General features: G+C 43.0%; 22 protein-coding genes, 1 pseudogene and 1 other annotated feature. Of the genes and pseudogenes, 14 read left to right on the top strand and 9 right to left on the bottom strand.

What is annotated here, in order from left to right; all coding sequences use genetic code 11:
* The first annotated feature begins 2 nt into the window (after window positions 1-2).
* The 9 genes from AC0VXY_RS17260 to AC0VXY_RS17220 all read left to right on the top strand — a co-directional run bounded on the left by AC0VXY_RS17260 (window position 3) and on the right by AC0VXY_RS17220 (window position 5,878).
* On the top strand, window positions 3-665 hold the full coding sequence (locus AC0VXY_RS17260; protein WP_475526012.1) for a quinone oxidoreductase family protein: 663 nt from the start codon (window positions 3-5) through the stop codon (window positions 663-665).
* A gap of 96 nt (window positions 666-761) precedes the next feature.
* The gene (locus AC0VXY_RS17255; RefSeq protein ID WP_475526011.1) at window positions 762-1,229 is read left to right on the top strand and encodes an NUDIX hydrolase; all 468 of its coding nucleotides are present in this window, start codon (window positions 762-764) and stop codon (window positions 1,227-1,229) included.
* Window positions 1,230-1,417: 188 nt separating this feature from the next.
* Window positions 1,418-2,083, top strand: a complete 666-nt coding sequence (locus AC0VXY_RS17250; protein WP_475526010.1) for a Type 1 glutamine amidotransferase-like domain-containing protein — start codon at window positions 1,418-1,420, stop codon at window positions 2,081-2,083.
* A 43-nt stretch (window positions 2,084-2,126) separates the two neighbouring features.
* A complete protein-coding gene (locus tag AC0VXY_RS17245; protein WP_475526009.1) occupies window positions 2,127-2,624 on the top strand; it encodes a hypothetical protein in 498 nt (165 codons plus the stop codon).
* 23 nt (window positions 2,625-2,647) lie between these two features.
* Window positions 2,648-3,073 (top strand): SMI1/KNR4 family protein, encoded by a 426-nt coding sequence (locus AC0VXY_RS17240; RefSeq protein ID WP_475526008.1) that lies wholly within the window; start codon window positions 2,648-2,650, stop codon window positions 3,071-3,073.
* A gap of 315 nt (window positions 3,074-3,388) precedes the next feature.
* Window positions 3,389-3,853, top strand: a complete 465-nt coding sequence (locus AC0VXY_RS17235) for a DUF3291 domain-containing protein (protein ID WP_475526007.1) — start codon at window positions 3,389-3,391, stop codon at window positions 3,851-3,853.
* Window positions 3,854-3,887: 34 nt separating this feature from the next.
* Window positions 3,888-4,235 (top strand): YciI family protein, encoded by a 348-nt coding sequence (locus tag AC0VXY_RS17230; protein WP_475526006.1) that lies wholly within the window; start codon window positions 3,888-3,890, stop codon window positions 4,233-4,235.
* Window positions 4,236-4,417: 182 nt separating this feature from the next.
* The gene (locus tag AC0VXY_RS17225; RefSeq protein WP_475526005.1) at window positions 4,418-4,765 is read left to right on the top strand and encodes a VOC family protein; all 348 of its coding nucleotides are present in this window, start codon (window positions 4,418-4,420) and stop codon (window positions 4,763-4,765) included.
* Window positions 4,766-4,801: 36 nt separating this feature from the next.
* Complete coding sequence (locus AC0VXY_RS17220) at window positions 4,802-5,878, top strand: DUF3626 domain-containing protein (protein WP_475526004.1); 1,077 nt, start codon at window positions 4,802-4,804, stop codon at window positions 5,876-5,878.
* 228 nt (window positions 5,879-6,106) lie between these two features.
* On the opposite strand, the gene AC0VXY_RS17215 is transcribed toward AC0VXY_RS17220, so the two are convergent.
* From AC0VXY_RS17215 to AC0VXY_RS17200, 4 genes are all read right to left on the bottom strand, one after another.
* Window positions 6,107-6,565 carry a DMT family transporter gene (locus tag AC0VXY_RS17215; protein ID WP_475526003.1) on the bottom strand — a complete coding sequence of 153 codons (459 nt, stop codon included), beginning with the start codon at window positions 6,563-6,565 and terminating at the stop codon, window positions 6,107-6,109.
* A 12-nt stretch (window positions 6,566-6,577) separates the two neighbouring features.
* Window positions 6,578-7,009 carry a DMT family transporter gene (locus AC0VXY_RS17210; protein ID WP_475526002.1) on the bottom strand — a complete coding sequence of 144 codons (432 nt, stop codon included), beginning with the start codon at window positions 7,007-7,009 and terminating at the stop codon, window positions 6,578-6,580.
* Window positions 7,010-7,127: 118 nt separating this feature from the next.
* On the bottom strand, window positions 7,128-7,442 hold the full coding sequence (locus AC0VXY_RS17205; protein WP_475527891.1) for an ArsR/SmtB family transcription factor: 315 nt from the start codon (window positions 7,440-7,442) through the stop codon (window positions 7,128-7,130).
* 183 nt (window positions 7,443-7,625) lie between these two features.
* The gene (locus AC0VXY_RS17200) at window positions 7,626-7,778 is read right to left on the bottom strand and encodes a hypothetical protein (RefSeq protein ID WP_475526001.1); all 153 of its coding nucleotides are present in this window, start codon (window positions 7,776-7,778) and stop codon (window positions 7,626-7,628) included.
* A gap of 297 nt (window positions 7,779-8,075) precedes the next feature.
* On the opposite strand from AC0VXY_RS17200, the gene AC0VXY_RS17195 reads away from it, so the two are divergent.
* The 4 genes and pseudogenes from AC0VXY_RS17195 (at window position 8,076) to AC0VXY_RS17180 (ending at window position 12,732) form a co-directional block, all read left to right on the top strand.
* Window positions 8,076-8,186, top strand: coding sequence for a putative holin-like toxin (locus tag AC0VXY_RS17195; RefSeq protein WP_475526000.1), 111 nt, complete (start codon window positions 8,076-8,078; stop codon window positions 8,184-8,186).
* Between the two features lie 274 nt (window positions 8,187-8,460).
* Window positions 8,461-8,718, top strand: a binding site (T-box leader).
* Window positions 8,719-8,768: 50 nt separating this feature from the next.
* The gene (gene ileS, locus AC0VXY_RS17190) at window positions 8,769-11,861 is read left to right on the top strand and encodes an isoleucine--tRNA ligase (protein WP_475525999.1); all 3,093 of its coding nucleotides are present in this window, start codon (window positions 8,769-8,771) and stop codon (window positions 11,859-11,861) included.
* A 106-nt stretch (window positions 11,862-11,967) separates the two neighbouring features.
* Window positions 11,968-12,276 (top strand): annotated as a pseudogene (locus AC0VXY_RS17185) (HAD family hydrolase); the annotation flags it as partial.
* A gap of 15 nt (window positions 12,277-12,291) precedes the next feature.
* Window positions 12,292-12,732 carry a GNAT family N-acetyltransferase gene (locus tag AC0VXY_RS17180; protein ID WP_435989674.1) on the top strand — a complete coding sequence of 147 codons (441 nt, stop codon included), beginning with the start codon at window positions 12,292-12,294 and terminating at the stop codon, window positions 12,730-12,732.
* Window positions 12,733-12,924: 192 nt separating this feature from the next.
* Here the strand turns inward: AC0VXY_RS17180 and AC0VXY_RS17175 are convergent, their stop codons facing one another.
* The gene (locus AC0VXY_RS17175; protein WP_475525998.1) at window positions 12,925-13,269 is read right to left on the bottom strand and encodes a GIY-YIG nuclease family protein; all 345 of its coding nucleotides are present in this window, start codon (window positions 13,267-13,269) and stop codon (window positions 12,925-12,927) included.
* A 16-nt stretch (window positions 13,270-13,285) separates the two neighbouring features.
* On the bottom strand, window positions 13,286-14,032 hold the full coding sequence (locus AC0VXY_RS17170) for a DUF2087 domain-containing protein (protein WP_475525997.1): 747 nt from the start codon (window positions 14,030-14,032) through the stop codon (window positions 13,286-13,288).
* A gap of 186 nt (window positions 14,033-14,218) precedes the next feature.
* Here AC0VXY_RS17170 and AC0VXY_RS17165 point away from each other — a divergent pair, with 186 nt between their 5' ends.
* On the top strand, window positions 14,219-15,043 hold the full coding sequence (locus AC0VXY_RS17165; protein WP_475525996.1) for a nucleotidyltransferase domain-containing protein: 825 nt from the start codon (window positions 14,219-14,221) through the stop codon (window positions 15,041-15,043).
* A gap of 297 nt (window positions 15,044-15,340) precedes the next feature.
* On the opposite strand, the gene AC0VXY_RS17160 is transcribed toward AC0VXY_RS17165, so the two are convergent.
* The 3 genes from AC0VXY_RS17160 to AC0VXY_RS17150 form a co-directional block, all read right to left on the bottom strand.
* Window positions 15,341-15,514, bottom strand: coding sequence for a hypothetical protein (locus tag AC0VXY_RS17160; RefSeq protein WP_475525995.1), 174 nt, complete (start codon window positions 15,512-15,514; stop codon window positions 15,341-15,343).
* Between the two features lie 78 nt (window positions 15,515-15,592).
* Window positions 15,593-16,396 (bottom strand): alpha/beta fold hydrolase, encoded by an 804-nt coding sequence (locus AC0VXY_RS17155; protein WP_475525994.1) that lies wholly within the window; start codon window positions 16,394-16,396, stop codon window positions 15,593-15,595.
* A 205-nt stretch (window positions 16,397-16,601) separates the two neighbouring features.
* Complete coding sequence (locus AC0VXY_RS17150; protein ID WP_475525993.1) at window positions 16,602-17,456, bottom strand: COX15/CtaA family protein; 855 nt, start codon at window positions 17,454-17,456, stop codon at window positions 16,602-16,604.
* Window positions 17,457-17,879: the final 423 nt, after the last annotated feature.

Raw genomic sequence — 17,879 nt, 5'->3', positions numbered from 1 at the left:
AATTGACGTTCAAGATTCCTGAGAGTCTTTCTTCTGAACAGGCGGCTGCAATGCCTACTGTGTCGATCCTGTCCCATATCCTCCTACACGAAATAGGCCAGGTAAAGAAAAACGATGCGATCGTTGTTCATAGCGGGGCTGGTGGTGTCGGTTCTATGCTTATTCAATTAGCGAAGCTTGCCGGGGTTGAGACGGTCGTTGCAACGATTGGCACCTTAAGCAAAGAGGACTATGTAAAGAGGTTGGGTGCAGATCATGTTTCTACATATGACACGTTTTCAGAAGAAGTGCTTCAGCTGACGAACGGCAAAGGGGCAGATGTCGTTTTCGATTCCATGGCAGGAGAAGTCACGACGGCGAGCCTCGACTGCCTCGGTCTATACGGAACCCTCGTTCAATTCGGCAACAGCAGCGGCAGTGCCGGACACTTCAAAACGAGCGATGTTCATTCCTCCTGCCGAAATGTAAAAGGATTCAGTCTTGGAACGACGAGGAAACATCGACCGGACATGTTGGCTCCTGCTGCTGAAAGAGTGATTGAGCTATTTGCAACAGGCAAAGTAACGCTTCCCATTGCCAGGGTATTCGATTTACGTGAAGCCAAACAGGCTCATGATTTGATCGAGAGTCGTGCATATGAGGGGAAAGTGTTGATCAAAGCATAAAGGGAGCCACGGGGTGAGGTACATTTGCTCTAAAAAGGCCAGTTGTACCTGTCCCCTTGGTGCTTTTGGAACTAGACTGAAAAGGAGTCAAGATTTATGGGATACGTAGAAGAACTAAGGGAAATCGTGGGTCACAGGCCATTACTGTTTGTAGGTGCCGTTACGGTTATAGTGGATGAACTGGGAAGGATACTGCTTCAACAACGGACATTTCCGAAGGGTGTCTGGGGAATTGCGGGAGGACTAATGGAACTTGGAGAATCAACTGAAGAGGTTGCGAGAAGAGAAGTATATGAGGAAACGGGATTGAGAGTAAATGAACTACATTTAATCAATGTTTATTCAGGGCCGGAACATTATGTTAAGGCCGAAAATGGTGATGAGTTTTATGTCGTGACGGTGGCCTATTATTCGGAGGGGTATGAAGGGGAATTGAACATAGACCAGTCTGAATCGATTACATGTGAGTTTTTTTATCCAGATGAACTGCCAACCAATATGGTGAAAAGCCATAAAGTGATCTTGGATGAATTTTTGTCTAAACATTATCGAAAAGGTGTATAATCTTCGGTTTATGTTCAACTTAGCTGGTAAGTAACTGAGCAACACTTGATTGTAAATAAACATGGTCGTTCATCCAAAAAGGATAAACGGCTATTTTTGTTGAATTCCTTATGTAACAAGTTGCTCTGGATTGAGTGTGTAAAAACAAAAGGATTCAGAGTGTTTGAACACACAAAGGAGATGAAATCATGAAATTACTGCTCACATCGGCAGGCGTCAATAACAATAGCATACACGAAGCCCTGGTTGCCATGCTCGACAAACCAATCGCCGATTGCACTGCCCTGTGCATACCCACCGCCATGTACGGACACCCATGGGTCGGTCCCGGCGTCAGGACATGGGAGTTCATCAGCGGGAATTCAGAGAATCCCATGGTGGACCTCGGATGGAAGTCTGTCGGCGTGCTGGAACTCACAGCGCTGCCAAGCATCAACAGAGACCGATGGGTACCGCTTGTAAAAGAAACAGACGTCTTTCTTGTATCGGGCGGAGACGCTCTCTACTTAGCTCATTGGATGCAACAATCAGGACTTATAGATCTCTTGCCGTCGCTGAACGCAGTTTATGTGGGAATGAGCGCAGGGAGCATGGTGATGGCGCCTAACATTGGGGAAGATTTCGTTGGCTGGAAATCTCCGAACGGCGGGGATGCAGCGCTCGGAATGGTTGATTTTTCAATCTTCCCTCACCTGGATCATGAGATGCTGCCGGAAAATACGATGGCTGATGCAGAGAAATGGGCCGCCAGCATGAAGGGGCCGGCATATGCGATTGATGATCAGACTGCCATCACGGTGATCGATGGTGAAGTGGAAGTTGTTTCGGAGGGGAATTGGAGACTGATTCCATAAAGGTTAATACCTCTTCAAAAATATAAACATATAAGGTGGGTTAATGATTAATAGAATAGGATTATTGAGAGGAACTAAACGGAAACTAATATTCTCTGTAATATTAGTTGCTTCAATTCTGTCAATATTATTTGTCTGGTCGGAGCTCCGTGGCAGGATGTACGATCTACATTTCACTCCAAAGACAAGCCAAATGTCATTTGAGTTCAAGACGCCGACACAGGTTCCATTTGCTGAAATGAAGGTCACGGATTTTTCAGTTGGAGAGGTTCAAGGGGAAGCGGAAATGTCGTTATTAAACGCTGACAAAAATATGATGGATATCCGAGTTACTTCATCCAAACCAGAGTATGAAGCAGATAAGATCGAAAGGGTGAAAATCGGAAATGATATTTACGGAGATTTCATCCCGAATGACTCGGATAGAAGAGTTCTTACCTGGAAAGATGACAGGTATTATGAAGTGATTTATTACCCTAAACTAACCCCAAAAGAAGTGAGTAAAACACAGTTGATTCAAATGGCAGAGTCTTTTCAATAAAAAAATTCAGGTGGTTAAGAACAATGAAATGGAGAGCTTTTATCAGCAGTATATCGAAAGAAAGTCAGTTCAAACCACCCGCAAGTGAATCTGAAATATCAGCAATGAAAGACACATTAAAGGTTGAACTGCCGTGGAGACTCACCCAAATATACAATGAGACAAACGGGGTCTATGGAGACTATGGAATATCATTTATTTGGTCAACAGAACAGATGATCAGGGAAAACGTATTTTGTAGGAAGGCCCATCAACATAGTGATGTGAATTCAATGCTATTTTTCACCGACGCTGGCAATGGTGATTTATTTGGATATCTCATAGAAAACGAGACAATACAATCTGAGGATATCCACATATGGAACCACGAAAACGGAAGTCGAAGGGTAGTAGCAGTGTCTCTAGAAGAGTTTGTGGAAGGGTGGATTATGGGAGAACTGAGTGTTTAATTCACCGCAGTAGTAAGTGATACTTATTACTGATTTAAATTGTAAGCAGAACCGTAGAGGGAATAAGGGAGGTGTGAAGGAGTATTTACGAAAGTGCTGTAATAGAAATAGATGCAAAAGGGCCTGGTATGACTTTTTAGTAGCCAATCGAACTTTTGTGTCTTTTTTTTCGTTAGAATGAATGAGTTAATGTTCAAATAGCATTTTGCACAATTTAGAAGGAAGAATTGGAGGGGGGATGGAATACATTTAGTATGATATTTGACTTAGATCCGGTCCTGTTTCTATAAAAAGACTATAATGGGAGGAATGTGTATGGCAATCGTTTCAATTTATACTGTTGGCAGGTTACATCACCCTTATGACCACCCGGCATCACGTGAGTTTTACGAAATGGGATATAAAGTGATGCGCCAGGCATATTTATCAGGATATCTTATAGAAGAGTTTTCATCAGAGGGTGTCTCTTTACCTGAAGAAGGAGATGGAGGCGGCTACCCCGTCCTGACATTAACGGTATGGAAAAGCCTGCAATCCTTATATCGCTTTACATATGCCGGGAAGCACAGTCAGGCACTGCGGAACAGGAACAAATGGATGGAGCCTGATGATGGGAAGCATTCTTCGTATGTAGTCTGGTGGACAGAGATGGTCAAGGATGTCTCATGGGAGGAAGCTTTTACGAGATACCAATATTATCTTGAACATCAAGCTACTCCTTTTGCGTTTGATTTAAAGAGAGCATTTGATGAGAGTGGAAAACCGTGTATTCTGAAGTGAAGATAACGAGAAGTGCGGGAAGAAGGATGTTTCTATGCTGTTTATGATGATCGTCAAAGCCTCAAGAAACTCGGAAGCCGGAAATCCAACGAGCCCCGAGCTCCTGGAAGCCATGACAAAGTACAATGAGGATTTAGTGGAAGCAGGCGTGCGGGTGATGGCGAAAGGACTCCATCCGAGCTCTGACGGTATTCGCGTATCGTACCCGAAACCAGGTGGTGAACCGGTTGTAACCGAGGGTCCATTTGAAGTCGGCGGGTTAGTGGCGGGGTTCTTTCTGATCGATGTGAAGTCAAGGGAAGAAGCCATCGAATGGGCCATGCGGATGCCGGATCCTCAAGGATATGGGGAAGGACAGGTGGAATTGCGGCAAGTCTTCTAAGGAACGGAACAGATATAAGTGAAAGAAAAGTAAGTATTAGCACAGTTATTTACAATTGAAAATTGGAGAATAGTGAATGGAAAATGGAAGGTTATAAGAGAAATAGAAGAACCGAGGAGAAAGAGATCTAGTGAACATTGATTTATATAATAATGTAGTAAAACAAAAGGGAGCGATGTTAGATGATAAAAGGATTCGGAGGAATCTTCTGGAGAACGAAAAACCTGGATGCTCTAAAGAAATGGTACGGTGATGTGTTGAAGATTGAAATGGGAGATTGGAGCGGAACCATGATTAAACCTGATCCGGAAAATGAAACGATCTTTTCTTTCTTTAAAGAAGATGACCCCTATTTCCCGACAGATCAGCAGGTCATGTTGAATTTTCAAGTACATAATCTTAACGAAACGATGGAACATCTTGAACGAATGGATGTACCCCTTGCAAAGGAAAAAGAAGTGAGTGAATTTGGTCAGTTTATCTGGATTAAAGATCCTGAAGGCAGGCTGATCGAGCTTTGGGAGAAATAATGGTTGAAGTCATACGGTTAGGAGCGTCGGATCTTTATGGGATTAACCTCGTCACAGCGTCAGGCAATTGATTATTTTACGGCCTATGCACTTAAGCATAAATCGGATGCAAAGGCTACCATCCATCATGTCCTGAACATGTCCAATATTTCAGATGAAGTGTTTGCACGGGCAGTTCATCATATGAAAACTTACGCACAGATCGGTCTGCACTTCCATCCGGATCGACCGACTCCCACGATGAAGACCGTTGCCCAGTCCCTGCTCGAACTAGGGGAATACAAGAGCCAGTTCGAAACATTCATATCGAATGGGAAGGTGTCCCCCCATTTAGGTGGTGACCGGGATAGGTGGGAAGAGAGTATGTTTGGAGGAGCTTATCAATCGGACGGTACATTGATGAGTGAACGGCCAAAGTACGGGGCATTGAATCTCATGTTACATCCAGATGGACCTTCCCCCCGGTTCGGCTCATGCTATTTTTTGCTGAGCCCTAACGTATCATCCCGCTCTACTTATACATATTTGGACTCCCATCAAAACCCATTCGAAAAGGGGACGTATCAAGCATTTGATATGATCCTCGCCGCGCTTTTGGAAGAAATATTCTTAAGAGATTTTGCACTTGGAGAGAAGGATTTGACTCATGCAAAGCTCATTCATCATCTACTGAATCATCTTGAAAATGGCAGGAAAGAAAGCGTGGCGAATCGAAATTTGAATCATTATATAGAATCACAGATTCACGGGCCGATTTCTCTGAAAGAAGATGTGGAAGTGCTGGTTGCCGATCCATCTTTTAAGGACACAAATGTTGGTGAAACCCTTGAGCAAATGTGCTCCAGGTATTCCATCAATCTTAAATGGCATATGGGCTTTATCCTTCAAGTGGACGAGGTTCCTGCTGACTTTAGAGGACCATCCATGCCATCACTGGCAAAGCGGATCGCTTATAAAGACAGGATTGATGCCCACACAATCGGGTTAGCCGTCATGAATTTGAAACGAGATCCAGATTCCTGGAGTGATCGGGGTACTTATGAAGACGTGCTGCAGGAATTAAAGCTTTTATGGCATGTCTTGGTGAAGTGCGGAAGACCAAAGGATCAGTAATAGAGGTGATTATAAGGTGAAAAAAACATCTGTGACTGCAGTAGCTTTAAGTATGATTTTAATCTGTATACTATTTAATGAATACTCTTTTTATCATGCCGAGCAGTCTTGTATCAAAATTGATAAAACTCCAATCGTAGAGAAGACCTTTCTATCTTTTCATTGGAGTGTATCTTGTAACTAAATCAGGTCTGGCCCTCACTCTTAGGGGTCAGACCTGATTCATGGTTAGTGAATATTTCTCTCTGTCGTATTCCCCTTATAAACAAAATAAAGGGCCAGTACCATGCTCACCAATGCGAGCCATCGTTTCGGGTCCATTGAAATCTCTATACCGCCGAACCACCCGAAGTGATCGATGACCATACCGGCAATGAGCTGTCCGATCACGGTTGAGATATTGGCTGCCGTCACACCAATGATCGGTACGGTAAGGACAGTCAAGAACAAATAACCGACCCCGAAGAGTACGGCACTCAATTGCCATTTAGGCGCATCAAGGAGAGCAAGGACATCGCCTCTTCCAAAAAATAAGACGATAATGATAAGAAAAAGGGTTCCGCTTGCAAACGTAAGGAACGCACTTTCCAAAGTCCCGGCTTTTTTACTGAAGGTCCCGTTGATGGAGGATTGTGCACTTAACATGATCCCTGCAAGCAGAGTGAATAGAATGATAAATAAACTCATGGTGTTTCCTCCTTAAAAGATTAATAGTAACGCGATGGACATAAATCCAACGGCTAATAGTTGATAAGCGTTAACCGGATTCTTCCGGCTTCCAAGCCACCCAAAGTGTTCAATGAGAATACTCACGGCCATTTGTCCGAGTATGACAGAAACCATTGAAAGACCCACTCCCACGATAGGGATACTGATAACCAAGATCGTTAAATAAACGACACCGAGAATCCCTCCAAGGAGATTCCATTTTGGCGCTTTAAACGTATACGATAGCTTGCCCTTTCCGAAAAAGAGAAGGGCGAGCCCTAAAATGATCGAGCCTGTAAAGAAGTTATAAAAGCTGCTTTCGAGTTTGCCGACACTTTTACCGAGTTCACCGTAAATCGCACCCTCGATACTGAGTGCCATCCCAGCGATCAGCGCAATGATGTAAATGAGGAATTTTTTCATGATGGACTGTGTCTCCTTTAATATTATATTTTTAGATATCGGGAATTGACGATATATTGCGCGAAAAATAAATCTATATATCGAGAAATATAGATGTGATAAACGAAGAAAAAACCTGTTACAGGTCTTTTCCGATATATTCAGCTAATGTCGAGATGGTCTCTTCGTTTCTTCGATAGTACGTCCATTTTCCATGCCGCTCCGATTCAAGAAGGTTTGCTTTTTGCATCATCGATAAATACTGTGAAATCGTCGATTGCGATAGATTCGCCTTCTCTTGAATGTCCCCGACACAGACACCACCTTTTTCGTGCATATTTTTTGATAAGTGAGCGGTCGGCTTATCAAAATGTTTATGCGGTTCTTTCAGCCACTGCAAAATATTCAAACGTGTTTCATTGGATAATGCTTTGAATAAATCGATTGTATTCATGGCGTATATACTAATCGGTTTTTCTCGATATGTCAATGTTTGTGTTAAACGTAATCTTCTAAACAAATAAAAAGCCTGTCCACACAAATTTATTTGGCGGACAGGCAACGCTAAAGATGTTCCGCTGAGATGGATGAACTCTGTAAATAATGACCTTTAAATCTTATCCAAACAGGATCATGTTCACTTCGCTTTAACCAACCGAATTTCTTCCGCCTTCGCTAATACACATTTCTTTTCATCCGAACTCAATTCCACATATTCGGAATCATAGATCCAAAATACGGTATACAACTTATCTTCATACTCTACAATATCGCCGAGATTATATTTCATTTTCTCTCCTTGAAGAAGATCGATCCATTCTCAGTGAACAGTGTATATTTTACCATTACCTTGGAACTATTAATGTTTCATTGTTATTATTGAGAGACTATTCAGGTTGGTTTTCATCATGAAACCTCAGGCGTACGTTGAAATTTATCTGAAATTATTCTTCTAAGAATGTATGGAATCTACCCCTGCCAAATTTTTAGACCGGTCCATTCGGAAGGGGGAAACGCATGTTTGCCTGTGATATAATGGAAGGACACAACATAATACGGAAGATGGGGTAGCGGCTCACACTCCCGAGTGAAGGGAGGTGATACGCTAATGATTGCTGTAGGAGATGTATTGCAAATTATGATTGCCTTTGGAACATTGATTGTAGCAATTGTCGCGGTTACACAAAAAAAGAAGTAACCATCGTCCCCACCGCTCATGAGGATCATTGATGATTACTTCTGTTTCGATTGACTCTGAAGTGAGCCGCTGCACTTTTCCATGCAGTTTATGTTGTGGAGGAGTCCTGATTGCCGTCAGGACTCCTTTTTTAGTGTACTTAACTACTTTTATTATATACATAACTCCATTCGTTAGTAAAGAATAGTGAATAAATGGATCATTTTTCGTCAAAAATGAAAGAAAGTATTGACAAATTTATCCTGTTTCGTATAGATTATTTATAATATAACACTTACATTCCATGACGAGAACGAGTAGGTATGGAGTCTGTTCTTACAGAGAGTTGACGATTTGGTGGAAGTCAACGTTCAGATCATATTGAATATCCTCTCCGAGAAGCAAAGCTGAAGGTACTTTAAGCTTTGACGGGTTTCCGCCGTTACAAGGAACGCGTATGATTGTACGTTGAATGAGCGCTGTCACGTAAACTTGAAATCGAGTTTATGGACAGAATCAGGGTGGTATCGCGGGTTACAAACTCGTCCCTAACTTAGGTTAGGGGCGGGTTTTTTTATTTATAAAAAATGAAGGTGTGATGACATGGAGAAGGTAAATGTAAACGAAAAGTCGGTCGAAAGGGAGCAGCGGATCCAGGATTTCTGGAATTCGAATCATATTTTTGAAAAATCAGTGGCAAACCGGGAAGGGGAAAAGACATTCGTCTTCTACGAAGGTCCCCCGACGGCCAATGGCCTGCCTCATGCCGGGCATGTCCTCGGACGTGTGATCAAAGATTTCGTCGCAAGGTATCAGACAATGCGGGGGTATCAAGTGAAACGTAAGGCAGGTTGGGATACTCACGGCCTGCCTGTGGAACTCGGTGTCGAAAAGAAAATTGGCGTCTCCGGAAAACAGGAAATCGAGGATTACGGTGTAGAGAAATTCATTGAAGAATGTAAAAAGAGTGTGTTCGATTATGAGAGACAGTGGCGTACATTCACTGAGGCAATCGGATACTGGGTGGATATGGACGATCCTTATGTGACCCTTCAAAATGATTATATCGAAAGTGTCTGGCACATCCTTTCGAAGATCCATGAGAAAGGTTTGCTCTATCAGGGGCATCGGGTCGTTCCGTACTGCCCGAGCTGTCAAACGTCCCTCAGTTCCCACGAGGTGGCTCAAGGATATAAGGATGTAAAAGATCTTTCTGCGACAGCTAAATTCAAGATAGAAGGAAAAGAAAATGAGTACTTTCTTGGATGGACGACGACACCTTGGACGCTTCCGTCAAATGTGGCTCTTGCCGTCCATGAAGACGTGGATTATGTGAAAGCGAGGCGCGGAGAAGAGACATATATCCTGGCGAAAAACCTTGCGAATGAGGTGCTCGGAGACGACTTCGTTTTGGTAAGTGAGCATAAAGGACGCGAATTTGTTGGCGTTTCCTATCAACCGCCATTCGATAATCTCACGCTTAACCGCGGGCATGAAGTGATCTCGGCAGGGTTTGTGACCGACGACAGCGGGACCGGGATCGTTCATCTGGCGCCGGCTCACGGGGAAGATGATTACAATGCCATCAAAGAAAGCGGATTAGATTTCGTGAATATCGTGGATGAGAAGGGCTGTTACACCAGTGATTTCAAGCCTCTCCAAGGGGAATTCACAAAGGACAGCGATGTGAAGATCATCAAGATGCTGGCAGACAGCAACCTTCTTTTTTCCAAAGAAAAGTATGAACACAGCTATCCGCACTGCTGGCGCTGTGACTCACCGCTCATCTACTACGCAATGGAAGGCTGGTTCATCAAAACAACGGCTGTGAAAGACACGATCATCAAGAACAACCAATCCGTCGAGTGGTACCCGGATCATATGAAGGAGGGCCGCTTCGGGAAATTCCTCGAAAATATGGTCGATTGGAACCTTGGAAGGAACCGTTACTGGGGAACACCGCTGAACGTCTGGGTTTGTGGGGGATGTGACCATCAATTTGTCCCGGGAAGCGTTCAGGAGCTAAAAGAACATGCGAAAAGCGGCTGGAGTGAGGGTCTTGAGCTTCATAAACCGTATGTCGACGAAGTGACCGTGGAATGTCCTTCCTGCTCTCATGAGATGAAGAGGACGAAAGAAGTCATCGATGTCTGGTTCGACAGTGGTTCGATGCCATTTGCCCAATATCATTATCCATTCGAGAATGAAGAGTTATTCCAACAACAGTTCCCTGCGGATGTAATCGCAGAAGGAGTGGACCAGACGAGGGGATGGTTCTACAGTCTGTTGACGGTTTCGTCTCTCTTCACAGGGAAAGCGCCTTATAAGCGTGTTTTATCACTTGGGCACATCCTCGATGAAGACGGACGGAAAATGTCCAAGAGTAAAGGGAATGTCATGAATCCAATGGAACTCGTGGAGAAGTTTGGTGCCGATGCTCTCAGATGGGCATTGCTCGCAGACAGTGCTCCGTGGAACAATAAACGCTTCTCGGAAAACGTCGTCAGTCAGGCAAAATCAAAGCTGATCGACACGCTGAATAACGTTCATTCCTTTTACACCCTGTATGCCGTGATCGATGGGTTCGATCCTGAAAAACACGAAGCCGGAACTCCTTCCCTGCTTGATCAGTGGATGATATCACGACTGAATTCAGTGACCAAAAATGTAACGGAGCATTTAGATGGATATGACTTTACTGCAGGTGCCAGGGAATTATCCATCTTGGTTGATCAGGTGAGTAACTGGTATATCCGCAGGTCACGTGAACGCTTCTGGAGTGAAGGATTGAATGAAGATAAACTGGCAGCGTACCACACGTTACATCGAGTATTGGTCAGTATAAGCCGGTTGCTTGCTCCATTCACACCGTTCATCGCAGAAGATATCCATATGAACTTGACGGGTGAAAGCGTCCATCTGGCCGATTTTCCTAAAGCAGACGGAGATGAGATCAACTCCGCGCTTGAAATGGAAATGGATCATGTGCTGCAAGTCGTCGAGCTTGCCCGTTCTGCCCGGAATATGACAAGCATCAAAACGAAACAGCCCCTAGCAGAGCTTACGGTGGTTGGTTCAGAACAAGATACAGAGCGACTCCAGAAGTATGAATACATCATCAAAGAGGAAATCAACGTGAAGAACGTCCAATTGCAGGACAATGCAGGGGATTCCGTACAGTATGAACTGAAACTGAATTTCCCGACTGCCGGCCCGAAACTAGGTAAGCTGGTAGGGGTTGTGCAGAAGCATTTACAAACCTTATCATCCGAAGAAGCTAAGAAGGTTGTAGAACAAGGGTTTGTTGAATTTGAGTCTTCTAACGGCGAGAAGGTTTCTGTTGAGAAGGATGACCTGATCGTTCATCAAAAGACCCATCAAGGACTGGAAATGGCTTCAAACTCTCAGTTCAGCGTATTCCTGGATACAACCATCACAGAAGATCTGCGGAAAGAAGGGAAGGCCCGGGAACTTGTTCGTGCCGTTCAGCAATACCGTAAAGAATTGAATCTACCGGTGGAACAGCGTGTGGATCTTGTGTTGGATGTGGATGATTCGATGAAAGAGGTAGTGGAGCAATTTGAAGACCTACTGCAGGGAAGTCTCTTGATCAAGAGCATGGCTTTTGAAAAAAGAGAAAGCATGAAGGCAGTCGATTTGGATGGGGATCGCTTAGGGATCTTTATAGGAGTGTAATACAGAGAAGGGCTTATCCAAACCAGGGTGAGCCCTTTTCTAGTTAGAATTATCTTGAGTTAGTGGGAATAATTTGAAATAATTGGTAGGGAGGAGTGATGGATATGCGAAAATCATGAATACCAAATTACATGAGTGTTTTGATGTCATTTTGATTTCTGAAGAAGTTGGATTGGAGAAGCCTGATCCACGCATATTCCAATTGGCGCTAAATAAGCTTCAAGTCCAGCCGGAAGACGCATTATTCGTCGGGGATGATCTGGAGAAGGATGTGGGTGGGCCACAAGATGCTGGTCTTAAGGGTATATGGTTTAATCCAAGTGGAACGGAAAATGATTCTGATATAAAGCCAGATGACGAGATTCAATCGTTGGATGAACTGTTATATTATTTTACACCTAAACAATTATCTTGATGAGGAGGCACCGCCTTGAGTATTCAATACCAACAGTTTAGCACGTTACCCGAAGACCCTATCGTGAATGGAATTGTGACATTACATCAATCCGTATTTGGAAATTCGGACGATTTGATTAACAAAATGGCTCATAAGCCTGAAATACTAATAGATATGGCGATGGAAGATTCCAGAGTCATTGGATATAAAATAGGCTATGAACTGGACCCCGACACCTTTTACAGCTGGTTGGGCGGTGTAGATCCGGAATATCGAAAACAGGGCATTGCGGCAGAGTTGATGAAGCGGCAGCATCAAACCTTGAAGGAACGTGGTTATACGGTGGTGCAAACCAAAACGATGAATAAATGGCGTAGTATGCTGATTCTCAATATAAAGAATGGTTTTGATGTCATCGATACGTGTACAGATGAGAAAGGCTTGCATAAGATCATTCTGGAAAAGAAGTTATAGCAGAGCGGGGATTTTCTTGCAAAATATTTAACGCTGACTGCGTATAAAATCAAATCCTTCCTGCCCGCGATAGTCGCTCATTCACTCTGGAATTTATATATGGTGCAGCTGGTTCTATATTTTTAAAAACTTGTAAGAAAAAGACAGGTAGGATATTCATCTTACCTGTCTTTATATGAAGAGTGCTAACTTCTAATTATATCCCTGTTCCCCATAAGGCTGCATTTTCTCCAACCACTTTTCCTCCAGCTCAGCCAGAGCTTCTTTTTCAGTAACGAATGGATCATCATTCTTTTTCAATTTCTCCAGCAGCTCAAAGGTAAAAGCATCTTTCCCGAACTGGTTCCAGTCGGATTGTAACGCTTTGCTGGTGGTGAATCCGTTGTTCTCAAGCATGAACTTAATCCCGTTCAGGGTCTTCAGATTCTTCGTGCTTCCGATATAGATTTTATTGTTTTGCTTGTTTGTGATTTGAAAGACACCAGCTTCAACCGGTGTTTCTTTATACTGTTGTTTTAACTCCCGTTTTCGTTCCATGGTTCTGACCTCCCGTTTATTTTTTCACCCAATACTTGCTGCCATCAGGTTTCCGGTCCAGTAAGCCGTATTCAATCATGTATCTTCTGATGAGGGCGTAATCGTCATAGATTACTTTAAGTATTTGATTCAATTCTTTTTCATCGTACATATCGTCTTTCTTCAATTGTTTTGAAATCTGACGAAGGACGACCAGCCTTTGCTTTTCCTTAGGGGGGAATTTCGTCAATGCCCCGTTGGAGAAATACTTCTTCAATATTTTATCCTGTTCGTCCTGAGTGATATTGTACCGTTCGTCTACCATGGTGGCGGTTTTATGAACGGGTACAAACGTCGGGGCGTTCTCATCTTTTTCTTTCAGTAATTCCATCATGCTCAGGAAGGTCTTGGCCTGACGCTCCTTTTCTTTTAATGCAAACCGGTGATGACGGATGGTGGAGGCACTGCCGATTTCCAGTTCTTCCTGAATGTCCTTATCGTTTTTCCCTTGGTAAAAAAGGGTCAGTAAACGTTTCTGATGATCGGTAAGCCCCGTTAGCTTTTTATCCATCCCGATCAAATAATCGAATACAGATGTGTGCGCCTTTTCAATATGAACAGCCATATATTTTTCGGCCAGGTAAAATTGATTTTCGTATGGATAGACCATGCCTTTTTCAAGGGTCTCTCCGCACATAAGGCAAATACATGCATCATTTTCTTCAATATAGCCTCTCTTCATTTCTTCCAAAGAGGCGCTCCAAAATAGGTTGGAAAGTTCCATTTCTTCACACGTCCTATTTAAACTTAATTTAATTTTGTTTGTTTATTTATAAACATATTATATTTTTGTTTATTAAATGTCAAACAGATTTCTGAATTCAACTTGCATTTTTCCTCTATATAAAGGAGATTGATCTATAAGAATAGAATCTATCCTTACAAGATTCATCCACTGGAGGTCATAAACATGAAAGAACATATCGTCGACGTCATCAATCAAATCGAAATCGATCACTTTGTGAAAATTTTATTTGCCTGCGAATCGGGCAGCAGGGCATGGGGCTTTCCCTCTAAAGACAGTGACTATGACGTCCGCTTCCTTTATATCCATAAACCAGACTGGTATTTGTCCATCGATCAGAAAAGGGATGTGATCGAAGTTCTGGCGGGAGATTCCGTCTCGCTTCCGATTGATCCGCTGTTGGATATGAGCGGCTGGGAGCTGACGAAGGCACTGAGATTATTCAGGAAATCGAATCCGCCTCTTCTCGAGTGGCTCCAATCAAACATTGTCTACTACAAGTCTTATTCCACCATTGATCAAATGAGGGAACTGGAGCAGAAGATCTTTTCCCCCGTTTCCTGTATGCATCATTATTTAAGTATGGCGAAGGGGAATTTCCGGGATTATGTTCAGGGAAAGGAAGTAAGGGTTAAAAAGTATTTGAATGTACTTCGTCCCCTGCTGGCTGCCAAATGGATTGAGAAATATGATTCGATCCCACCGATTGAATTTCAAGAGCTGGTTGAAGAACTGGTGGCTGCGGGAGAATGGAAAGATTCGATCGCAAACTTGTTAGAACGGAAGAGAGCGGGAGAAGATATATTTGTTGAAACGAGGATCGATACCATCAATGAGTCTCTTTATAAAGAAATCGAACATTTGGAAGCATATGCGAAGTCGTTAAATAAAAACATTCCTGATCCAATTGCTGAATTGGACATGTTGTTCAGGATGACATTGAGGGAAGTGTGGGGTGAAGAGTGGATGGAGTTGGGACATCGAGTATAGGTGAAGATTATTCAGAGACCGATAAAGGAAAGTGTTTAGTTGAAAACGTTATAAAATCATTGATTAATAGAGCAAAAGGCTCAAGAGTACGTTCAGACTAAAGAGTTCCAACCTTGCTCATGGGGTTGGAGCTCTTCTTTAGTCGTAATTATCCTGAAGAGAGAGGAGGAGAGGAATTAATTGCGTCATTTTCGGCGATGATTGCGTCATTTTAAGATTTATTGCGTCATTTTTTCGTTAATTGCGTCATTTTTAAATTTATTGCGTATTTTTCCAAATATTCCCTCACTCCCTTTACTAACGACGTCCTGCTCCCTTATCACTACCCCGATTAAACCAATACATAAGAAAAAACCCGAGTGTAAATCCACCACTCAATGTCAGGATCAAAGTCATCTCATAATTCCCAAGTAGGAATAAGAACAAGAATATAATGATCCCCACTATGAATGGAAAGTACCAGCGATTCATATCTACACCACCTAACATAACGTTTTTTAACGAAAATAACCAAGCGACTGCAACTGTTGCCACTTGGTGAATAATAAATTACCGGATTAACTTCAACAATTCCTCATTGCACTTTTCTTTCTCATCATAAACCAGTCTGTGTCCGCTCTCCTGGAATGTAATCAATGAAGAATTCTTTATATGTTTGTGGAGTTCGACAGAGAAATCAAAATCACACGTCTGATCATGTTTGCCATGCATGAGAAGCGTTGGGACGCCAATGTCACTCAGTTCCTTTCGAAGGTCTTCATCCCTCAAAGATTTGGCGCAAGCGATGGTTGCGTGGGCAGAGGCTTCGAGAGCGAGTCCATCAAACCATGCGGAGAGTTCATCAGAAACCTCAGAGTGAAAGGAGTTAGTGCCAATATCAGCTATTGTCGCCGGTCGGTCATTTTCAATGTCTCGAATGAGCACATCTACTTCTTCTTTTTTTATTCCATAGGGGAAATCGTCCCTCTGGGTGAAAAGCGGTGCAGCTGGTCCCATTAAGATCAATCTTTTTAAGCTGTCGGTCGCAAATTTCGTTGCGTAACGGATCGCAATGGGTCCACCCATCGAGAAGCCTGCAAGAAAAAAGCTTTCCAAATTCAGTTCTTTGACGACTGCGTCTATATCCTTTGCAAGAGTAGTATAATCATATCCATGAACAGGTTTGTCTGATTGACCGTGCCCTCTTAAGTCCACTCCAATAAAACGGTAACCTTTTTGAGGTAATTCGTTCATTTGATATTCAAACATTTTATGATTCAACGGCCATCCGTGGATAAACACGATCGGCTGCCCTTTTCCGATATCTTCTACAAATAATGAAACGTGTGGCTCTACTTCAACGAATCGACCCATTTATCTTGCACTCCCTTTGAATATGAGATACACACTATTTACCCTATGAGAAAAAGAGAAAACGTAACATTGAGCAGGTAAGCCAAACTGAAAGCATTTTGGAGAATTGATATCGTAAGGGACGTCACGAGTGCCAAGATACCTCAATTCAATGGTTCAATCCCGATTCGTGTGGGGGTGCGAAGACACAAGAAAAGCCAGGCACTTAATTCTGCCTGGCTTTCTTCTTCTGATTAAAATAACTGACTGCCGTCATCCGGCTCAATAAAGCGACTGTCAGAATGGACAGGATCATGTGTACGGACGATGTAATAGGGCTCAGTTCTTCTGTTTTTACGACAAATCCACCAAAGGTTGTCAGAATGGAAAGGAGGATCAAGAGTAAGGCGGATTTCCTCATGACGTTAAACCTCAACGCTAGGAAAACGGCATATCCAATGAAGAATAACGCAATCATACCGAGCAATCCGTGGATCACATAGGTGAAATTTGCAAGTTCCACATTCGTGTTTCTTACTTCAAACAGTAATTTGCTGAGTTGAAAATGTTTAAAGAGTGCCCCGATTAACACCTCGAGCATAAGTGCGGAAAATCCGATTAATAAAGGCTTCTTTACTTCATTCAACTTCATGTTTCCAGTTCCTCTTTGTAATCCTTCATGAAGGAAAATAAGAGAGATTAATAGGAAGAGGCTGAACATGACATCGAGTGTTGTGAAACCGGTTGGTGTTCCGAGCAGAACATTCATCCCGCCGATCATCGCCTGAGTGAATAAGAGAACCAGGGATAGTAACGAGATGACTTTCACTGCTTTATCGGTTGTCTTTCTCCAGGCAATGATGGCATTGATCAGAATGACCAGTCCGAGCAGTGTCGTGAATAACCGGTGAGAATATTCAATCACGACGCGATAATTGGTGATATCCGGGATGATTTTCCCGTTACAGATCGGCCAATCACTCCCGCAGGCATCACCCGAATGTGTCGCTACGACCAGGTTGCCGAGCACTAATGCAGCAATGGTGACGATGATCGTAAAGAATGAGAATCTATTTTTCATATCATTGAAGTCCTTTCGTGTTAGAATCAATCATATATTGATATCTGTTCATATAGTAACAGGATTGTGAGATGGAACACAATCCATAAACGTCAATGTCACATAACGTTCATCTATCGTTAGAAATGATTGGAAGATTATTAAAAGGTAGCGAGTGCTGGTTGATTTCCGCTGCAGGTGCTCGCTTTCCGCGGGGCGTGAGTTGAGCCTCCTCGGGCTTTTGCCCTGTGGGGTCTCAACTTTCCCGCTATTCCCGTCGGAGTCGAGCACCTTCCGCTCCAATCAACTTACTAAGTATGGACGACAATCATAATTCCATTCCTAATAACTTAAGCTTGAATACTTAGATGGAAAGATTTTTTTCCGGATATCCCCCCTGTTTGAAAAGAACAACAACTTCTGTTTGACAGTGGCATGTTCTTT

This window comes from Rossellomorea sp. QJM3NY_18 (genome assembly GCF_056173145.1).
Note: the sequence above shows the minus strand (reverse complement) of the source record. Positions and strands in the feature narration are given on the sequence as shown.

Coding starts and splice junctions, on each gene's coding strand:
- AC0VXY_RS17255 (WP_475526011.1), top strand. CDS start 762: ATGGGATACGTAGAAGAACTAAGGGAAATCGTGGGTCACAGGCCATTA.
- AC0VXY_RS17250 (WP_475526010.1), top strand. CDS start 1,418: ATGAAATTACTGCTCACATCGGCAGGCGTCAATAACAATAGCATACAC.
- AC0VXY_RS17245 (WP_475526009.1), top strand. CDS start 2,127: ATGATTAATAGAATAGGATTATTGAGAGGAACTAAACGGAAACTAATA.
- AC0VXY_RS17240 (WP_475526008.1), top strand. CDS start 2,648: ATGAAATGGAGAGCTTTTATCAGCAGTATATCGAAAGAAAGTCAGTTC.
- AC0VXY_RS17235 (WP_475526007.1), top strand. CDS start 3,389: ATGGCAATCGTTTCAATTTATACTGTTGGCAGGTTACATCACCCTTAT.
- AC0VXY_RS17230 (WP_475526006.1), top strand. CDS start 3,888: ATGCTGTTTATGATGATCGTCAAAGCCTCAAGAAACTCGGAAGCCGGA.
- AC0VXY_RS17225 (WP_475526005.1), top strand. CDS start 4,418: ATGATAAAAGGATTCGGAGGAATCTTCTGGAGAACGAAAAACCTGGAT.
- AC0VXY_RS17220 (WP_475526004.1), top strand. CDS start 4,802: ATGGGATTAACCTCGTCACAGCGTCAGGCAATTGATTATTTTACGGCC.
- AC0VXY_RS17215 (WP_475526003.1), bottom strand. CDS start 6,565: ATGAGTTTATTTATCATTCTATTCACTCTGCTTGCAGGGATCATGTTA.
- AC0VXY_RS17210 (WP_475526002.1), bottom strand. CDS start 7,009: ATGAAAAAATTCCTCATTTACATCATTGCGCTGATCGCTGGGATGGCA.
- AC0VXY_RS17205 (WP_475527891.1), bottom strand. CDS start 7,442: ATGAATACAATCGATTTATTCAAAGCATTATCCAATGAAACACGTTTG.
- AC0VXY_RS17200 (WP_475526001.1), bottom strand. CDS start 7,778: ATGAAATATAATCTCGGCGATATTGTAGAGTATGAAGATAAGTTGTAT.
- ileS (WP_475525999.1), top strand. CDS start 8,769: ATGGAGAAGGTAAATGTAAACGAAAAGTCGGTCGAAAGGGAGCAGCGG.
- AC0VXY_RS17175 (WP_475525998.1), bottom strand. CDS start 13,269: ATGGAACGAAAACGGGAGTTAAAACAACAGTATAAAGAAACACCGGTT.
- AC0VXY_RS17170 (WP_475525997.1), bottom strand. CDS start 14,032: ATGGAACTTTCCAACCTATTTTGGAGCGCCTCTTTGGAAGAAATGAAG.
- AC0VXY_RS17165 (WP_475525996.1), top strand. CDS start 14,219: ATGAAAGAACATATCGTCGACGTCATCAATCAAATCGAAATCGATCAC.
- AC0VXY_RS17160 (WP_475525995.1), bottom strand. CDS start 15,514: ATGAATCGCTGGTACTTTCCATTCATAGTGGGGATCATTATATTCTTG.
- AC0VXY_RS17155 (WP_475525994.1), bottom strand. CDS start 16,396: ATGGGTCGATTCGTTGAAGTAGAGCCACACGTTTCATTATTTGTAGAA.
- AC0VXY_RS17150 (WP_475525993.1), bottom strand. CDS start 17,456: ATGAAAAATAGATTCTCATTCTTTACGATCATCGTCACCATTGCTGCA.